Source organism: Streptomyces sp. NPDC029159, assembly GCF_055564055.1.
In genome coordinates this window covers 851,493-863,767 of record NZ_JBVHWT010000001.1, presented here as the reverse complement: position 1 = coordinate 863,767, position 12,275 = coordinate 851,493, and the positions used below count along the sequence as shown (strand labels likewise).

At 69.3% G+C, this 12,275-nt stretch carries 13 protein-coding genes and 1 pseudogene; 4 read left to right on the top strand and 10 right to left on the bottom strand.

Going from position 1 to position 12,275, the window contains the following annotated elements:
* Window positions 1-33: 33 nt before the first annotated feature.
* The 6 genes from ACZ4U4_RS03850 to ACZ4U4_RS03825 all read right to left on the bottom strand — a co-directional run bounded on the left by ACZ4U4_RS03850 (window position 34) and on the right by ACZ4U4_RS03825 (window position 3,450).
* Window positions 34-213, bottom strand: a complete 180-nt coding sequence (locus ACZ4U4_RS03850; protein WP_467868828.1) for a DUF6257 family protein — start codon at window positions 211-213, stop codon at window positions 34-36.
* 81 nt (window positions 214-294) lie between these two features.
* Window positions 295-699 (bottom strand): DUF6251 family protein, encoded by a 405-nt coding sequence (locus ACZ4U4_RS03845; protein WP_467868827.1) that lies wholly within the window; start codon window positions 697-699, stop codon window positions 295-297.
* A gap of 79 nt (window positions 700-778) precedes the next feature.
* Entirely contained in the window at window positions 779-1,360 is a 582-nt protein-coding gene (locus ACZ4U4_RS03840) for a hypothetical protein (RefSeq protein WP_467868826.1), read from the bottom strand.
* Complete coding sequence (locus ACZ4U4_RS03835) at window positions 1,357-2,655, bottom strand: hypothetical protein (RefSeq protein WP_467868825.1); 1,299 nt, start codon at window positions 2,653-2,655, stop codon at window positions 1,357-1,359. The genes ACZ4U4_RS03840 and ACZ4U4_RS03835 overlap by 4 nt, the downstream gene beginning before the upstream one ends.
* Window positions 2,652-2,912, bottom strand: a complete 261-nt coding sequence (locus ACZ4U4_RS03830) for a DUF6284 family protein (RefSeq protein ID WP_467868824.1) — start codon at window positions 2,910-2,912, stop codon at window positions 2,652-2,654. The genes ACZ4U4_RS03835 and ACZ4U4_RS03830 overlap by 4 nt, the downstream gene beginning before the upstream one ends.
* Window positions 2,913-2,991: 79 nt before the next feature.
* Window positions 2,992-3,450, bottom strand: coding sequence for a protein kilB (locus tag ACZ4U4_RS03825; protein ID WP_467868823.1), 459 nt, complete (start codon window positions 3,448-3,450; stop codon window positions 2,992-2,994).
* A gap of 627 nt (window positions 3,451-4,077) precedes the next feature.
* Here ACZ4U4_RS03825 and ACZ4U4_RS03820 point away from each other — a divergent pair.
* The gene (locus ACZ4U4_RS03820; protein ID WP_467868822.1) at window positions 4,078-5,208 is read left to right on the top strand and encodes a helix-turn-helix domain-containing protein; all 1,131 of its coding nucleotides are present in this window, start codon (window positions 4,078-4,080) and stop codon (window positions 5,206-5,208) included.
* On the opposite strand, the gene ACZ4U4_RS03815 is transcribed toward ACZ4U4_RS03820, so the two are convergent.
* Window positions 5,192-5,968 carry an NUDIX domain-containing protein gene (locus ACZ4U4_RS03815; protein WP_467868936.1) on the bottom strand — a complete coding sequence of 259 codons (777 nt, stop codon included), beginning with the start codon at window positions 5,966-5,968 and terminating at the stop codon, window positions 5,192-5,194. The two genes, ACZ4U4_RS03820 and ACZ4U4_RS03815, sit on opposite strands and share 17 nt — an antisense overlap.
* A 1,202-nt stretch (window positions 5,969-7,170) precedes the next feature.
* Between ACZ4U4_RS03815 and ACZ4U4_RS03810 the strand changes: the two genes are divergently transcribed.
* Window positions 7,171-7,785 carry a DUF4231 domain-containing protein gene (locus ACZ4U4_RS03810; RefSeq protein WP_467868821.1) on the top strand — a complete coding sequence of 205 codons (615 nt, stop codon included), beginning with the start codon at window positions 7,171-7,173 and terminating at the stop codon, window positions 7,783-7,785.
* Window positions 7,786-7,988: 203 nt separating this feature from the next.
* Here the strand turns inward: ACZ4U4_RS03810 and ACZ4U4_RS03805 are convergent, their stop codons facing one another.
* From ACZ4U4_RS03805 to ACZ4U4_RS03795, 3 genes are all read right to left on the bottom strand, one after another.
* Window positions 7,989-9,224, bottom strand: coding sequence for a tyrosine-type recombinase/integrase (locus ACZ4U4_RS03805; protein WP_467868820.1), 1,236 nt, complete (start codon window positions 9,222-9,224; stop codon window positions 7,989-7,991).
* A complete protein-coding gene (locus ACZ4U4_RS03800) occupies window positions 9,224-9,445 on the bottom strand; it encodes a helix-turn-helix domain-containing protein (RefSeq protein WP_467868819.1) in 222 nt (73 codons plus the stop codon). Before ACZ4U4_RS03800 ends, ACZ4U4_RS03805 begins: the two co-directional genes overlap by 1 nt.
* Window positions 9,446-9,623: 178 nt before the next feature.
* Window positions 9,624-10,154 carry a helix-turn-helix transcriptional regulator gene (locus tag ACZ4U4_RS03795; protein ID WP_467868818.1) on the bottom strand — a complete coding sequence of 177 codons (531 nt, stop codon included), beginning with the start codon at window positions 10,152-10,154 and terminating at the stop codon, window positions 9,624-9,626.
* A gap of 344 nt (window positions 10,155-10,498) precedes the next feature.
* Between ACZ4U4_RS03795 and ACZ4U4_RS03790 the strand changes: the two genes are divergently transcribed.
* Together ACZ4U4_RS03790 and ACZ4U4_RS03785 are read left to right on the top strand one after the other, a co-directional pair.
* Complete coding sequence (locus ACZ4U4_RS03790) at window positions 10,499-11,350, top strand: hypothetical protein (RefSeq protein ID WP_467868817.1); 852 nt, start codon at window positions 10,499-10,501, stop codon at window positions 11,348-11,350.
* Window positions 11,347-12,046, top strand: a pseudogene (locus ACZ4U4_RS03785) (ATP-binding protein). The gene ACZ4U4_RS03790 and the pseudogene ACZ4U4_RS03785 overlap by 4 nt, the downstream one beginning before the upstream one ends.
* Window positions 12,047-12,275: the final 229 nt, after the last annotated feature.

Below are 12,275 nucleotides of genomic sequence, written 5' to 3'. Positions count from 1 at the left end.
CTGCCAGGCGAATGCGGCCGCCCCGGGGCGAAGTCACTTCTTCTGGTTGCGCTGTTCGCGTTCGCGGGCGCCGTCGAGGATGCGGTCGAAACGCCGCTCCAGGTCGCTCCGGTCGACGCCCTCACCCGCGACGCTGCGCTTGCACATGCGGGCCGTCAGCCCTGCGAGGCGGGCCTTCTCTCCGGCGGTCAGCTTGGGCTCGTTCGTCGCCATGTCGGTCCCTTCCGGGCCGGGTCTGTCCCGACTCCCCTCACCGCCCGCCCAGACGTGCCGGGCGGGCGGATCGGGCAGTCGTCAGCGCCGGCGGCGGGCGGCCTTGGCGACGTTCTCGGCGGCTTGCTTGCCGTCGTCCCCGCCGATCGAGCGCACGACGGTGACGACGCCCCAGGCGGTGGCGACGGCGACGAGGGCGACGACGGCGAGGGAGATGGCCATGGAGGACAGGGCGGCGACCAGCAGCGGGCCGAAGTAGACCCCCGCCGCGACGGTGCCGGCGCCGACGCCGGTACCGAGCGCGATGCGCTGGGTGGTGCGGTCGGGCGGGGCCTGGTGGATGTGCTGGACGACGACCGGCCGCCCACCGTCACCGTCGTAGGCGGCGGTCGGGCCGGGCATCGGCTGGGGGTAGTGGACGGGCGGGTAGGTGTCCTGCCGCGGTGCGGGCAGGGGGTTGTCGAACTCGTAGCGACGCGAGGTCACTGGGGCCTCCCTTCACCGGGTCTGTCCCGGCTCCCCACCGCACCCCGACCACTCGGGCCGGGGTGCGTCTGGGCAACCGTCAGATCTGGTTGGGCTCCAGGGAGAAGAAGGTGACCATCGCCCGCTTCATCTCCGGGTACTCCAGCGCGACGGACTCCTTGAGGTCCTGGAAGGCGTCGTAGCGCGTGAACCCGGGGGGCGGGGTGTAGGTGCCGGTGCGGGTCAACATCGCCTTGCCCGGCAGCTCCAGGGTCATCACCCAGTGGTGACTGCCCTGCTGCCCGAAGGACCTGGTCTCGGTCATGGCCATCATGCGGGTCTCCTCAGAGGTCGAACAGGCCGTCGGCCTGCGGCGGGGCGGGGCGGGGCGGGTGGTCTTGCGGTGGGCGCGGGTGACGCCGGCGTGGCAGGCGGGGCACCAGGCCCGCAGGTCGCCGGGCGCGAGCTGAGCGGCGGCCAGGGGCGGGATGCTGGGGTCGGCGGGGGCGGCGATGAGACGGACCCATCCGCCGTGCTTGTTGGTGTAGCCGTCGTGGGTGCGGGGGCAACGACCCTCCGACTTGCGGTGGGGGGTGCCGCACTGGCCGGTGCACCAGCACCGCCACCCTGCGGCCTCCATCACCGGCCGCCACAGACCGGCGTAGGCGATCGGCTCGCTCACGCCGCCGCCCCCTCACTGGCCGACTGCTCGGCGCGGTCGGCGCGGAGGGTGTCGCGCAACCCGCGGGCGTTGTCGGCGGAGGTGCGCACGGCCCGTCGGATGCGGTCGGCGGTCAGTTCGTCGGTCGACCAGTCGGCCGTCACCCGCCGCGCTTCCGTCAGGAGTTGGTCGCGGGTGCGCTTGGGTCGGGTCGGCCGGGCCGCCGCCGGGACCCGACCCGTCGCCCGGCGCGGACGCGGCCCGTCGTCCGGGACGGCCGTCAGGCCGGTGGTCGGGATGGAGTCGGTCGGCTGGACGGTCGACCCGACTCGGGTGCGGGGGCGGCGGGTGAGTCGGGTGCGGACACGCAGCCACCGGCGGCGCGGCGAAGCCGACTCATGCAGGTCAGACCCCGACCCTTCCACACCATCTTGCGGCGATTCCTCCACATTCTTGGGGGTGTCTGCGAGGGCGGCGGCCAGCTTGGCGGCGGCCTTGTTGGCCCGGCGGTGCAGTCGGGGGGTCATGCCCGGCTTGGCGCAGCCGCGGACGATCTCCCACGCCTGCTCCCACGCTTCCGACTCAGTGAGGGTCTCGTGCGGGGCGGCGGACAGGAGTCGGGTGGCGACCCGACGCACCCGCCAGTGATGCCGACGACGCCGGGACGCGTGCCGACGACGCTCGCGGGCGTCGGCGTCGTGGGCGGCGAGGGTGGACACCCACTGCCGGATCTCGAACACCAGCGGACCCAGCAGACTGACAGCAGCCAACCCGACCCCGGCGGCCGTCGCGTTGGCAGGCGACAAGCCGTCGAGATGCAGCCCGTAGGTGTAGTTGATGGACGCGGCGAACCCCGCGGCGGCGGCGACGAGGGCTCGCAGCAGCCAGCGGACCCACACCGCGACGCCGCGGGCGTCGGCGTAGGCGACGCCCGCCGCCATCACCCACGCGGCGCCCTCCAGGCCCAGCGGGACGGGCAGCAGCATCGGCGAGATGCCCACGAAGTGCAGGATCTGCGCGGGTAGGGAGGCGAGGCCGGAGGCGATGACGAGGGCGAGGGTGCCGGTGCGGTAGATCCGCTCCGGCGTCAACGCCTCCGCCCACCGCCCCGCCCGCTCCGCCCGCCGCTCGGCGCGGGCAGCACGGTCGGCCGCCTTGTCGATGCGAGCTTGGTCCCGCAGGCGCGCCGCCCGCTCGTCCTGCGCCTGCTGGCGCTGCGCCCGTCGATCCTCGCGGGCCGCGGCGTCCAGGCGATCCTGTTCGGCGTCGGCAGCCCGGTCGTCCCGCGCCGCCTGACGGCGATCGGCCAAGCTCACGCCGCACCCCCAGAGTGAGCGGCACGGTCGGCCACGGCGCAGCGGGCGGCCAGCACCCGCCGGCGGGCCCGGCGCAGGCGCCGCTCGTCCAGCTCGTTCGGCACGCGGTCGAGGACGGCGATCTCCACGTCGAGAAGCTCGACTTCGGCGGTGATGACGGGCATCTCCGCCTCGATCGCCGCCAGCTCGGCGGCCGACGGACCGCCGTCCGGAGTGGGCGGCGTAACGGGGGCGAGGGGGATGGCGATGTGGTTCATGAGTTGGTCCCTTCAGAGACGGCTCATGCGGTCCGGTGTTCCAGCACCGGGCCGCGCCGTTGTTTGCGGGTCAGGCAGGTCAGCGGTTGAGGTGGGTGGCGGCGTCGGCGGCCAGGCGGTCGGCGGCCTCGACGGCGGCGGTGCGGCGGGCGGCCAGGGTGTCGGCGTCGGCCGCGTTGCGCAGGGCGTAGGAGGCGCGGGCCGCGGCGTCGGCGGCGTCGGCCAGGTCGGGCGCCAGCAGACGCAGCGTGGTCAGCGGGGTGGAGAGCGCGGCGCGAGTGGCGTGGCTGGCGGCGCGAGCCTCGCGGTAGGCGTCGGTGTCAGTGCCCGACGTCAGCGCGATGTCCTCACGCATCCACATCGCGCGGCGGTGATCCGCCAGCGCGGCCACCAGGTCCGCGACGGCGGCGAGCTGAGCGGCGCGGCGCTCAGCATCGCGAGCCTCGGCCCGCTCCGAGCGGGCGGCGCGCTGCTGGAGGACGTAGGCGGTGATCGAACCGAGAAGCGTGCCGATGACGGCGACGATGCTGCTGAACATGAGCAGACCCCTTTCGGGCGGCGAGACGGTGAACGGAGGGTGAATCCCGACTCCCTGCAACCCCGCCCGTACGACCGCCCCGAAGGGCGCCCGGACGGGCGGAGGAGGCAACCGGCGCGGGAAGTAGCCCGCGGAACTCCGGTGAACGCTCGGGGCCGCCTCCGGATACGTCCGTGAGGCGGCCCCGAGCTGGGACGCGATGGGCGTGGCTGCCGTGCTGGTCAGACGGCGGCAGCGCCTAGATATGGCGACGAACTCTCATCAGCAAGGACTCCCTTCAGGGAGGAGGTCAAAGGTGTTGCACTGCAAGGGGGACCGAGTCCCCACCCTCCGGCCGTTGCTCGCGGTCACCGGGCCACCTCGCCAGTCGGGCCGAAGCCCTGTCCCCTGGCCTTCAGCGGGATTGCAGCGTCCCCGCCTTCGACACACGCCGTCCGGCCCCTTCCGGGGCCCTTCTGGTGCGCACCAGAAGAATGACATCTGGTGCGCACCAGATGCAACCCCTTCGGTGCGATCGGTGCGGCGCACATCTCCAGAGAACGGCGCCAGTTGGGTGCTCCGGTAGCCAACTGGGGTTAACCTCAGAGGGGTTAACCAGCTCTCACCTGCGGCTTTACGGGGAACGGGATGACGACGGGGCTACGAGCAGCCAGGACGGCACGAGGGTGGTCGCAGGACCGATTGGTCTACGAGATGCGGCGATTCGCCGAACAGAGGCTCGTCGACATCGCCTCGGCGGCGAGCCTGAAGACCTACATCTCCGAGTGGGAGAACGGACGCCGCGCCATCACAGAGCGGTACGCAGCGATCCTGCGGCCGCTCCTCGGTGTCACGGACTCCGAGCTACGAGGCGAGACCGATTCCCAGCCCGTAGCCGATGGCTACACGGACTTGCTGAGCCGGATCGACGCTGCGGGCAGCTTGAGCGCCGGCATGGTCCAGTCGTTCCTCGACCAGACGGAGCTCTTGCGGACGATGGACCGTCAGATGGGCGCCGCGGGGCTGGTGGACCAGATGAACGGGCACCTGGCGGCCATGGAGGACGCGCTTACGTTCGCCGTTCTGCCGGGCACGCGCCGCCCCATTGCGACCGCCCTCGCCGGCGCGTCCACCCTCGCTGCGTGGCAGGCGCTGGACGCGGGCGCGGTCGAGCGAGCCTGGCGCCGGTACGAGCTTGCCAAGCGGGCGGCTCAGGAGGCCGAGTCCCCGCTGTACCTGGCACACGCCATGGGTGAGCAGGCCTACGTGCTGGCGGACGCCGGTCGGCCCCTGCTCGCCGTCGAGTTGGTGCGGGATGCGCAGCGGACACAGCCTGAGCGGCAGACGCCCAGGCTGCGCGCGTGGCTCGCAGCTGCCGAAGCCGAGCTGTGCGCCGCTGCCGGGCCGGACATGGTGCCGGACGCCCATGCGGCTCTGGACCGAGCATCCGCTCTGCTACCCGAGGACGGGGAACTGCGTGACCCCGACATGATGAGCATCTTCCTCAACGCCGGCCATCTCGCGAGATGGCGTGGGAACGTGCTCGCCAAGGTCGGGGACGCCTCAGCCATGGACGAGTTGTACGCATCCCTGCAGCACGTCGATCCGTCCTTCGTGCGGGCGAGGTCGGGGCTGCACTGTGACCTCACACAGGCACACCTCGCCCGCGGTGAAGCGGACGAGGCCCGGTCCCATCTTCAGCAGGCCCGATTGTTGGCGAACCGCACAGGCTCCGTGCGGCACCGCCGACGGGTGGAACTCCTCACCGGCCGGCTGTAGACCGAGTGGACAGGAGATGGAGTAGGGCGACGAGCGTCCCCGACCCCATCAGCTTGCCCTCGTTCATCAGGGTGGGGATCTCATCGAGCGGGATCCACGCAACGTATCCAGCTTCCTCGGCGTCGGTGGGCTCTCCCACCTTCTCAGCCCCTCGCGCCACGAAGATCTCGTGCGGCGAGTCGACCATGCCAATCATCGGCTGGTAGGTCACCACATGCTCAACCGTCGCAGGCCTCCAACCGGTCTCTTCTTCAGTTTCGCGCGCAGCCGTGACCGCGGGGTCCTCGTGGGCGTCCACGATCCCGCCGGGCAGTTCCCACCCCCACTGCTCGGGAACGAACCGATAGCGCCACAGCATCAGCACACGCTCTTGCTCGTCGACCACGGCGGTGATCGCGACGTGGTGCAGCCGGACCACATGATGCTCGAACCGGTCGACGCCGGGCGGGGTCACGTCGACGAGGTCAAGGTTCACCCACCGGTTCTCGTAGATCCGCCGGCTCCCGTGGATCTCCCACGGCTCCAGTCCGGTCGGGTCCGGCACTCGCTCTCCGCCCATGACGCGGTAGGCACTGCGGCCGTACGCCCTGATGAGACGCTCGCTGGCAAGCCTGGTCAGCACCTGCCGTAGGGCGGTGCGACCAATCTCCAGCTCGGCACTCAGGGTGCGCTCGCTCGGCATCTTTTCGCCGGGGAGGTACTCGCCCGACTCGATCCGTGAGCGGATCGTCTCGTAGACCCGCAGCGTCTTGGGTCCCATCCTCGGCGTGCCCTCCCGGATCGTCGGCTGGTGCTGGCCAGCGTAACGGTGGACGCGTGCGGATGACTCAGCCATTCGATTCTCGCTTCCTCGTAGCTCGCCCACCCCGAACGGGACAGGCCGAAACAGGACCGGAAGGCCCCAGAAAGGTCCTCGCGATGCGCACACGGAGACGCCTTGGCACAGGCCCGGGTGGACGACGAACGGTCGTGAGCATCGAGGCCAAGGGACCGCACCACGTCGCACCACCTCCGCACCACGTATTGCGGATACCTGCGGTCAACAGCGGTAAATGAAGTACCCCGCCATGAGCGTCATACGGAGCGTTTGCGCAGGTCAACACGACTGCGCTCCGCAGTGACCAGGGATTCCCAAGCTCAGAGCGCGGGTTCGATTCCCGTCACCCGCTCCAGACGAAAGCCCCAGGTCAGCGGCCTGGGGCTTCTTCGTTGTCTGGACCAATTTCGGACGACGTGCCATTCGCGTGCCATAACGACACTGCCAGTACGCCGAGTTGATGCCCTCACCCCTCCGCCGGCTCGAACCAACCGCCGCCTCAAGTCGCAGGCGCACTCAGGGAACCTGACCCGCTCCTCACGAGGGCTCCTCGAAGAGTTCGACGGTCGAGAGAGCAGCGACAACCAGCAACGGGGGTGGGCCAGGCATGAGGTCCCAGCTGTCGCACCGTGCCACCGCGGGGGCAATGCAATATCACCAACCAGCCTCGCCGAGCTGCACCTAAAACCCGCGTGGCACTCCCCCTGGCGGGCGGCAGCAAGGAGGAGGGCGCCGGACGCTTCACCCCACCCCTGCTCGCACTACAGACCCGCCGGCCGGTCGCCAACTGCCTACACCCGGGACGCGCGAGGGCCACCCGCGAGCCCGTTCATAGTCGACCCGCACCTACCAGATGGAACGCATGAGCGAATGCGGCACTTCTTCTGAAAACACCCCCACCAAGTCACGAAGTAAGCGACAATGCCCTGCGCAGATGACAGCACACAAACAGAGGGGGAAACATGCAATCCGAAAGAAATTCGGACCTGCAGATGCTGGAATCGGATCTACATAATTTACGCCTGAAGCAGCGATTGCGATACCTCTGGTTATTCGCCAGCATAATCTCCGCCCTCCTACTGGGCTGGTCAATGCTGGCAGGAATACTCCAGTCCTATAGGGGGCAGCTGAGCATCATCGGCTGCGTGGCCGCGGTAATCTCAACGGCCGCAGCAGCATACTTCCTACTGGATAACACCCGGGAGATCGACTCGGCTTCGGCGCGACTCGCCCGAGCACAGAGGCGCTACTGGGTCGAGGCAACAAAACGGCACGACCCCCTGAACTCCCTCCGCGAGTACCGAGCAGACGCCGCCCGGTACATCGACCAGTACCGAAGCGGCGCAAAGAAGAACCGACGGTACAGCAATATTCTTCAGTGGATCGTCATCGCAGGCTCGGTCGCCACCACCAGTTTCACGAGCGCGAGCGCGCCAGATGGAGGGTTCATCGGAATCGCGGCCCCCATCGTCAGTTTCCTCGTGAGTGTATCCGCCGGGATCTCTGCATACTTCAAGTTCCGCGAACGAGGGTTTAACGAGCAGCAAACCTCCGACCGCATCGAAAAAGAGATGCAGTCTGCGGAGCTACGCATCAGAGATTACAAGGGTCTCGAAGAGAAGGAAGCCCTTCAACAGCTCGCTGAACGGGTAGAGGACTTCAAGGATGAGCAAAAGAAACGAGAGCTTCAGCTGGAGCAATCATCCGATCAAAGAGAAGGTCGCCAGACTACCGCAGACTCGAATAATTCCACCGGATAGAGATCGGCGTGGTGGCCATCGGAAACCAGGCTCAGCGGGTTCCTCACCCGTTCCCCATCTGGCGGGTTAGTCAATGCGTCGTCCAGCCCGCCGCTGCCTACACAGTTGGGTTGGATATCAAAATCACGTCCGCCCAGCAATGCGAAATAATTTCCTGAGCTGCCCTGGGGGCTGGGCCGGCAATGTGCCGACCCAGCCCTCCTTCACCGAACTCCACCCCTTCGGACAGCTATACGGCCTCCTGACGAAGCGTATGGACCAGCCGAACCGGGCAGCTGATGGACTGTTGCCAACTCCCCCTTCTGCACGTTGCGCTCGGCGGCTTCCCGGCGCTCACGCCGTACGTCGGCGTCCATGCCGGTGGCGATCTTGCGCTGGTGCTGCTTCTTGGAGCGCTGGTAGATCAGCTGGGCCCGCTCGCTAGACTGTCCCGCCCGGACCATGAGGTCCTTGAGCTTGGCGCCGGTGTCGGCCGCCAGGTTGTTGCCGGTGTGCCGCAGGTCGTAGAAGCGAAAGCCCTCGGGCAGATCGGCCTTCACGTGTGCCTTACGGAACTTGCGCCCGAAGGTGGAGCGCCGGAACGGCGCCCCGCGCTCCCCGACGAAGACCAGCCCTTCGGGCCCCTGCTCGGCGAACCAGTCCAGGTGGCGCCGCAGATCCTCCAGTACGAACGGAGGCAGCACGATCTCGCGCTCGCCCGCCCGGGACTTGGGATCGCCGACCACTCGCCTGCCGGTGGTCAGCTCCGGTGCGGCGCGCTTGCCCCAGACCGAGCCCTCCTCCAGGTCGATGTCCTTGCGGCGCAGCTCCGCCAGCTCTTCCGGACGCATCGAGGCGAAGGCGCCGAGGAGGATCATCAGGCGCCAGCGCAGACCGATCGCGTCGGCGAGGTCGAAGACCTGCGCCACGGTGGCGACGGGCCGTTCGTCAGCCTCCTCCCTGCCCGCGCCCCGGATGCGGCACGGGTTCTTCTTGACCATGTCGTCGTCGAGGGCGGTCTCCATGACGGCCTTGAGCAGGCGGTACGTCTTGGCGACCGTGGTCGCGCCCGTCGCCTTCAGACGTTCGGCCCGCCAGGTGCGCACCTTCGCCGCGCTGATCTCGTTGACGTCCAGCTCGCCGAAGAACGGCTCCAGGTGCAGGCGCAGCAGCCTGCGGTACAGCTCGTCCGTGGTTGCGGCGAGGCCCCGCTCGTCGATCCACTTCGTGGCGTACGCGACGAAGCTGACTGCTCCGGCGTTTGGGTCGATCCAGTCGCCGCGTGTCTGGTCGGCCTCGGTCTGGCTGAGCCAGATCTCCGCGTCCGTCTTCGTCTCGAAGGTCTCCGGGGCGGCACGCAGGGCTCCGCTCGTATCCGGGTAGCGGGCCTGCCAGCGTCCGGAGGGAAGTTGGCGTACCGATCCGTACCGCCGCCGCTGCGGCTTGCGCTTGCGGGCCATCAGGCCGCCAGCCGGAAGGCGGAGCGGGTCCGGCGTACCGGTTCTACTGTGCGAGCTTCGACGTACGCGTCGAGCGCGCTCTGCGGGATGCGGACATGCCGGCCGATCTTGACGTAGCGGATGCGTCGCTCCGCGATCAGCCGACGCGGGAACCGTTCACCGGTGCCCAGTTGTTCGGCGACTTCGGACACGGTGAGCAGACGGTCGGCGGGGGTGTTCACCTCCTCGGCCGTGCGGGAGGAGGGCGGCAGGGCAGGGGGTATTGCGGCTCGGCGCAATGTGGGTCCTTTTCTGACCGGCACGGGGCGGCAACCCCGGTTCTGCCGGTCGTCGTTCAGGGATGGGCGGTGGGATTTCCACGTTCGGTCGCGGGCGTTCGCGGCGTCCGCGCACCCGGGATCAGCGGCCGGAGCCAGCGCCGGGGTGGCGCCCTCCTGGCTCTTCCGGCGGCCGAGGCAGGGAGCCGGGGGGCTGCACGGCGGCCATGAGGTCTTCGGCGATGGCGTTCGAGACGAGGACGTCGGCCTCTTCCCGCAGATCCGGATGATCGGCGAGGTAAGCGTCGAGTGCGTCGCGTGCGTCGGCGGCAGCGCGATTGGCCAGGCTCATCTCACGATATCGGCGACGGACGTTCTCGATCAGCTCCATGGCGCGGCGCTGGGCCGCCAGCCGCGGAGGGCCGACGAGGTTTTCGAGGGAGATACCGAAGAGCTCGGCGAAACCGATGGCCTCGTCGAGGTTGACCCGCCGCTTGCGGTTCTCGATGCGCCACACGGCAGACGGGTTGATCTCGTAGCCCGCTTCGTTCAGCCGGTCCGAGACCGCGCTGGTGCTCCAGCCACGGGCTTCCCTCTCCAGCTTGATCCGTACGGCGACGTTCTCCTCCCCCCTCAGCACCAGGGATTCACCAGGACCGGCGTCGGCACCCATGGCCAGCTCCACTCCTTCAGGCAGCAAGGTGCTGCGATTGGCAACCCTAAACGCGTACCCCTATTCTGCGATACGCAACGAGTTGCTGCATTAAGCATAATCTGTGGTACACCTGATCACGCAGAGGACCCTTGCCCCCGCAAACGCAAGAAGCCCCGGTGCGCGAGCACCGGGGCCGAAGCGAAACCCCCACCACCGCCCATCCCTGAACGGACAACCGGTCAGGCCGAGGTTGCCGCCTCGATGGCCTGCCGCGTGAGGAACTCTATGCCCCAGAGTACGTGCCCACGTACCTTCCCTGCACCCTCGTTCTGCCACCCCTCCGCGAAGGCGGGGCGATAGGCATGGCGCGGATACGCACCATCAAGCCGGAAGCCTTCGCTTCCGAGTCCCTCGCCGCGGTGTCCGTCACCGCCGAGCGGACGTTCTTCGGCCTGCTCACCCAGGCCGACGACCACGGCCGGTTCCGCGATCAGGCTGCCGTCATCGCCGGCCTGCTCTGGTCGCTGCGCCCCGAGCATGGCCCCATCGGCGTCGAGGACGACCTCAACCAGCTCGACGATGCCGGTCTGATCTGCCGTTACGAGGGCGAGGACGGCAAGCGGTACCTGCGCATCGTCACCTGGCGCCGCCACCAGAAAATCAACCGGCCGAGCGGCAGCCGTCACCCCGCCTGCCTACGTCACGACGGAGCACCGCGCAGTGTACCCGCACGGACCCTCCACGGAACCCTCACGGATACCTCAGTGAGGGCTCGCGGCGGTCTACTTGAGGACAGCGAAGATGCAGGTCAGGAGCGATTCAGTGAGCCCTCCTCGCACCCTCACGTTCCGGATCTAGGACCTAGGATCCTGGACCTAGGATCAGTACCTTCGGGGAACGCGAGCGGCCCCGCGCCGGACACCGTCTCGGCCCAGCAGTTGATCGGCGAATTCGTCGCTGCCTGCGCCCACCGCCCGCCCGAGAAGGTCCTCGGACACCTCGGACGCGAGGTCGGCCAACTCCTCGCCAAGCAGATCGCTCCCCCGCACATCCGGGCCGGGCTGGAGCGTCTGCGCACCAAGGGCCTGAGCCCCAGCGTGCTGCCGAGCCTCGTCAACGAGGCGATGAACGCCACGCAGCCGCCCGCACGGGCAACGCACCGCGCCTGGACCAACCCGACCGACGTCGAGGCCGCGTACGGGGGTGAGCTGTGACCACCGCCGTTCCTGCCGCCCGTGAGCCGCAGCGGATCGGTGCCTTGGCCCGGCTCGACGCGATCCTCGTCGACCGGGGTATCGACCCCGCCGCGCCCCTTCCCGAGCCGCCCGCCGAGCCGGTGACCGCACTGGAGCTGGCCGATGCCCGCGTCCCCGTCCGCTACCGCAGGGCCCGTGCCGACCATCCCCAGGTCACCGGCTGGTTAGAGGAGATCACCCGCGCCGGGCATCCGGGGCCCGGCGCGGGCTCCGGGTATCGCACACGGCCCGTCGCTGCTGATCGCGGGCCCCACCGGCACCGGCAAGACTCACCAGGCGTACGGCGCGGTGCGTTCCCTGCTGGCCGCGGGTGTCCGGCTGCGCTGGGAGGCCACCACTGCCGCCGACCTCTACGCGAGCCTGCGCCCCCGGCAGGGCCACGACCCCGAGCGCGCCCTGTGGGCCCTCGGCCGTTGCCCGCTGCTGATCCTCGACGACCTCGGCGCGGCCAAGAGCACGGAGTGGACCGAGGAGCTGACGTACCGGCTGGTCAACCGCCGTTACAACGACATGCTCCCAACCCTGGTCACCACCAATCTGCGCATCGCCGACCTGCGCGAAGCCGTCGGCGACCGCGTCGCCTCCCGCCTCGCCGAGATGACCACCCGCGTCATCCTCGGCGGCGACGACCGCAGGCGGCGCCGCGGCCATTAACAGGCCCAGGCGCCCTCTCCCCCACCCATCCGCCCCATCCCGGCCGAGCAGCCGGAGGCAGAACCTGCTGCCTCCGGCCCGCCGGGTCCCACGGAGATCTGCCATGTACCACCCGCACAACCTGTCCGATGGCGACCAGCACGGAGGGAGTGCCCGCACGCCCCCAGGCGGAGCAAGGTATCCCGTTGGACCGTCCAGGGGCCGGTCTCACGGGGGTGCCTCCGCCCTG

What these genes read in the sequence shown, in the direction of transcription:
- ACZ4U4_RS03850 (WP_467868828.1), bottom strand. Translation starts at nt 213, where the DNA reads ATGGCGACGAACGAGCCCAAGCTGACCGCCGGAGAGAAGGCCCGCCTC.
- ACZ4U4_RS03830 (WP_467868824.1), bottom strand. Translation starts at nt 2,912, where the DNA reads ATGAACCACATCGCCATCCCCCTCGCCCCCGTTACGCCGCCCACTCCG.
- ACZ4U4_RS03825 (WP_467868823.1), bottom strand. Translation starts at nt 3,450, where the DNA reads ATGTTCAGCAGCATCGTCGCCGTCATCGGCACGCTTCTCGGTTCGATC.
- ACZ4U4_RS03820 (WP_467868822.1), top strand. Translation starts at nt 4,078, where the DNA reads ATGACGACGGGGCTACGAGCAGCCAGGACGGCACGAGGGTGGTCGCAG.
- ACZ4U4_RS03815 (WP_467868936.1), bottom strand. Translation starts at nt 5,968, where the DNA reads ATGGGACCCAAGACGCTGCGGGTCTACGAGACGATCCGCTCACGGATC.
- ACZ4U4_RS03805 (WP_467868820.1), bottom strand. Translation starts at nt 9,224, where the DNA reads ATGGCCCGCAAGCGCAAGCCGCAGCGGCGGCGGTACGGATCGGTACGC.
- ACZ4U4_RS03795 (WP_467868818.1), bottom strand. Translation starts at nt 10,154, where the DNA reads ATGGGTGCCGACGCCGGTCCTGGTGAATCCCTGGTGCTGAGGGGGGAG.
- ACZ4U4_RS03790 (WP_467868817.1), top strand. Translation starts at nt 10,499, where the DNA reads ATGGCGCGGATACGCACCATCAAGCCGGAAGCCTTCGCTTCCGAGTCC.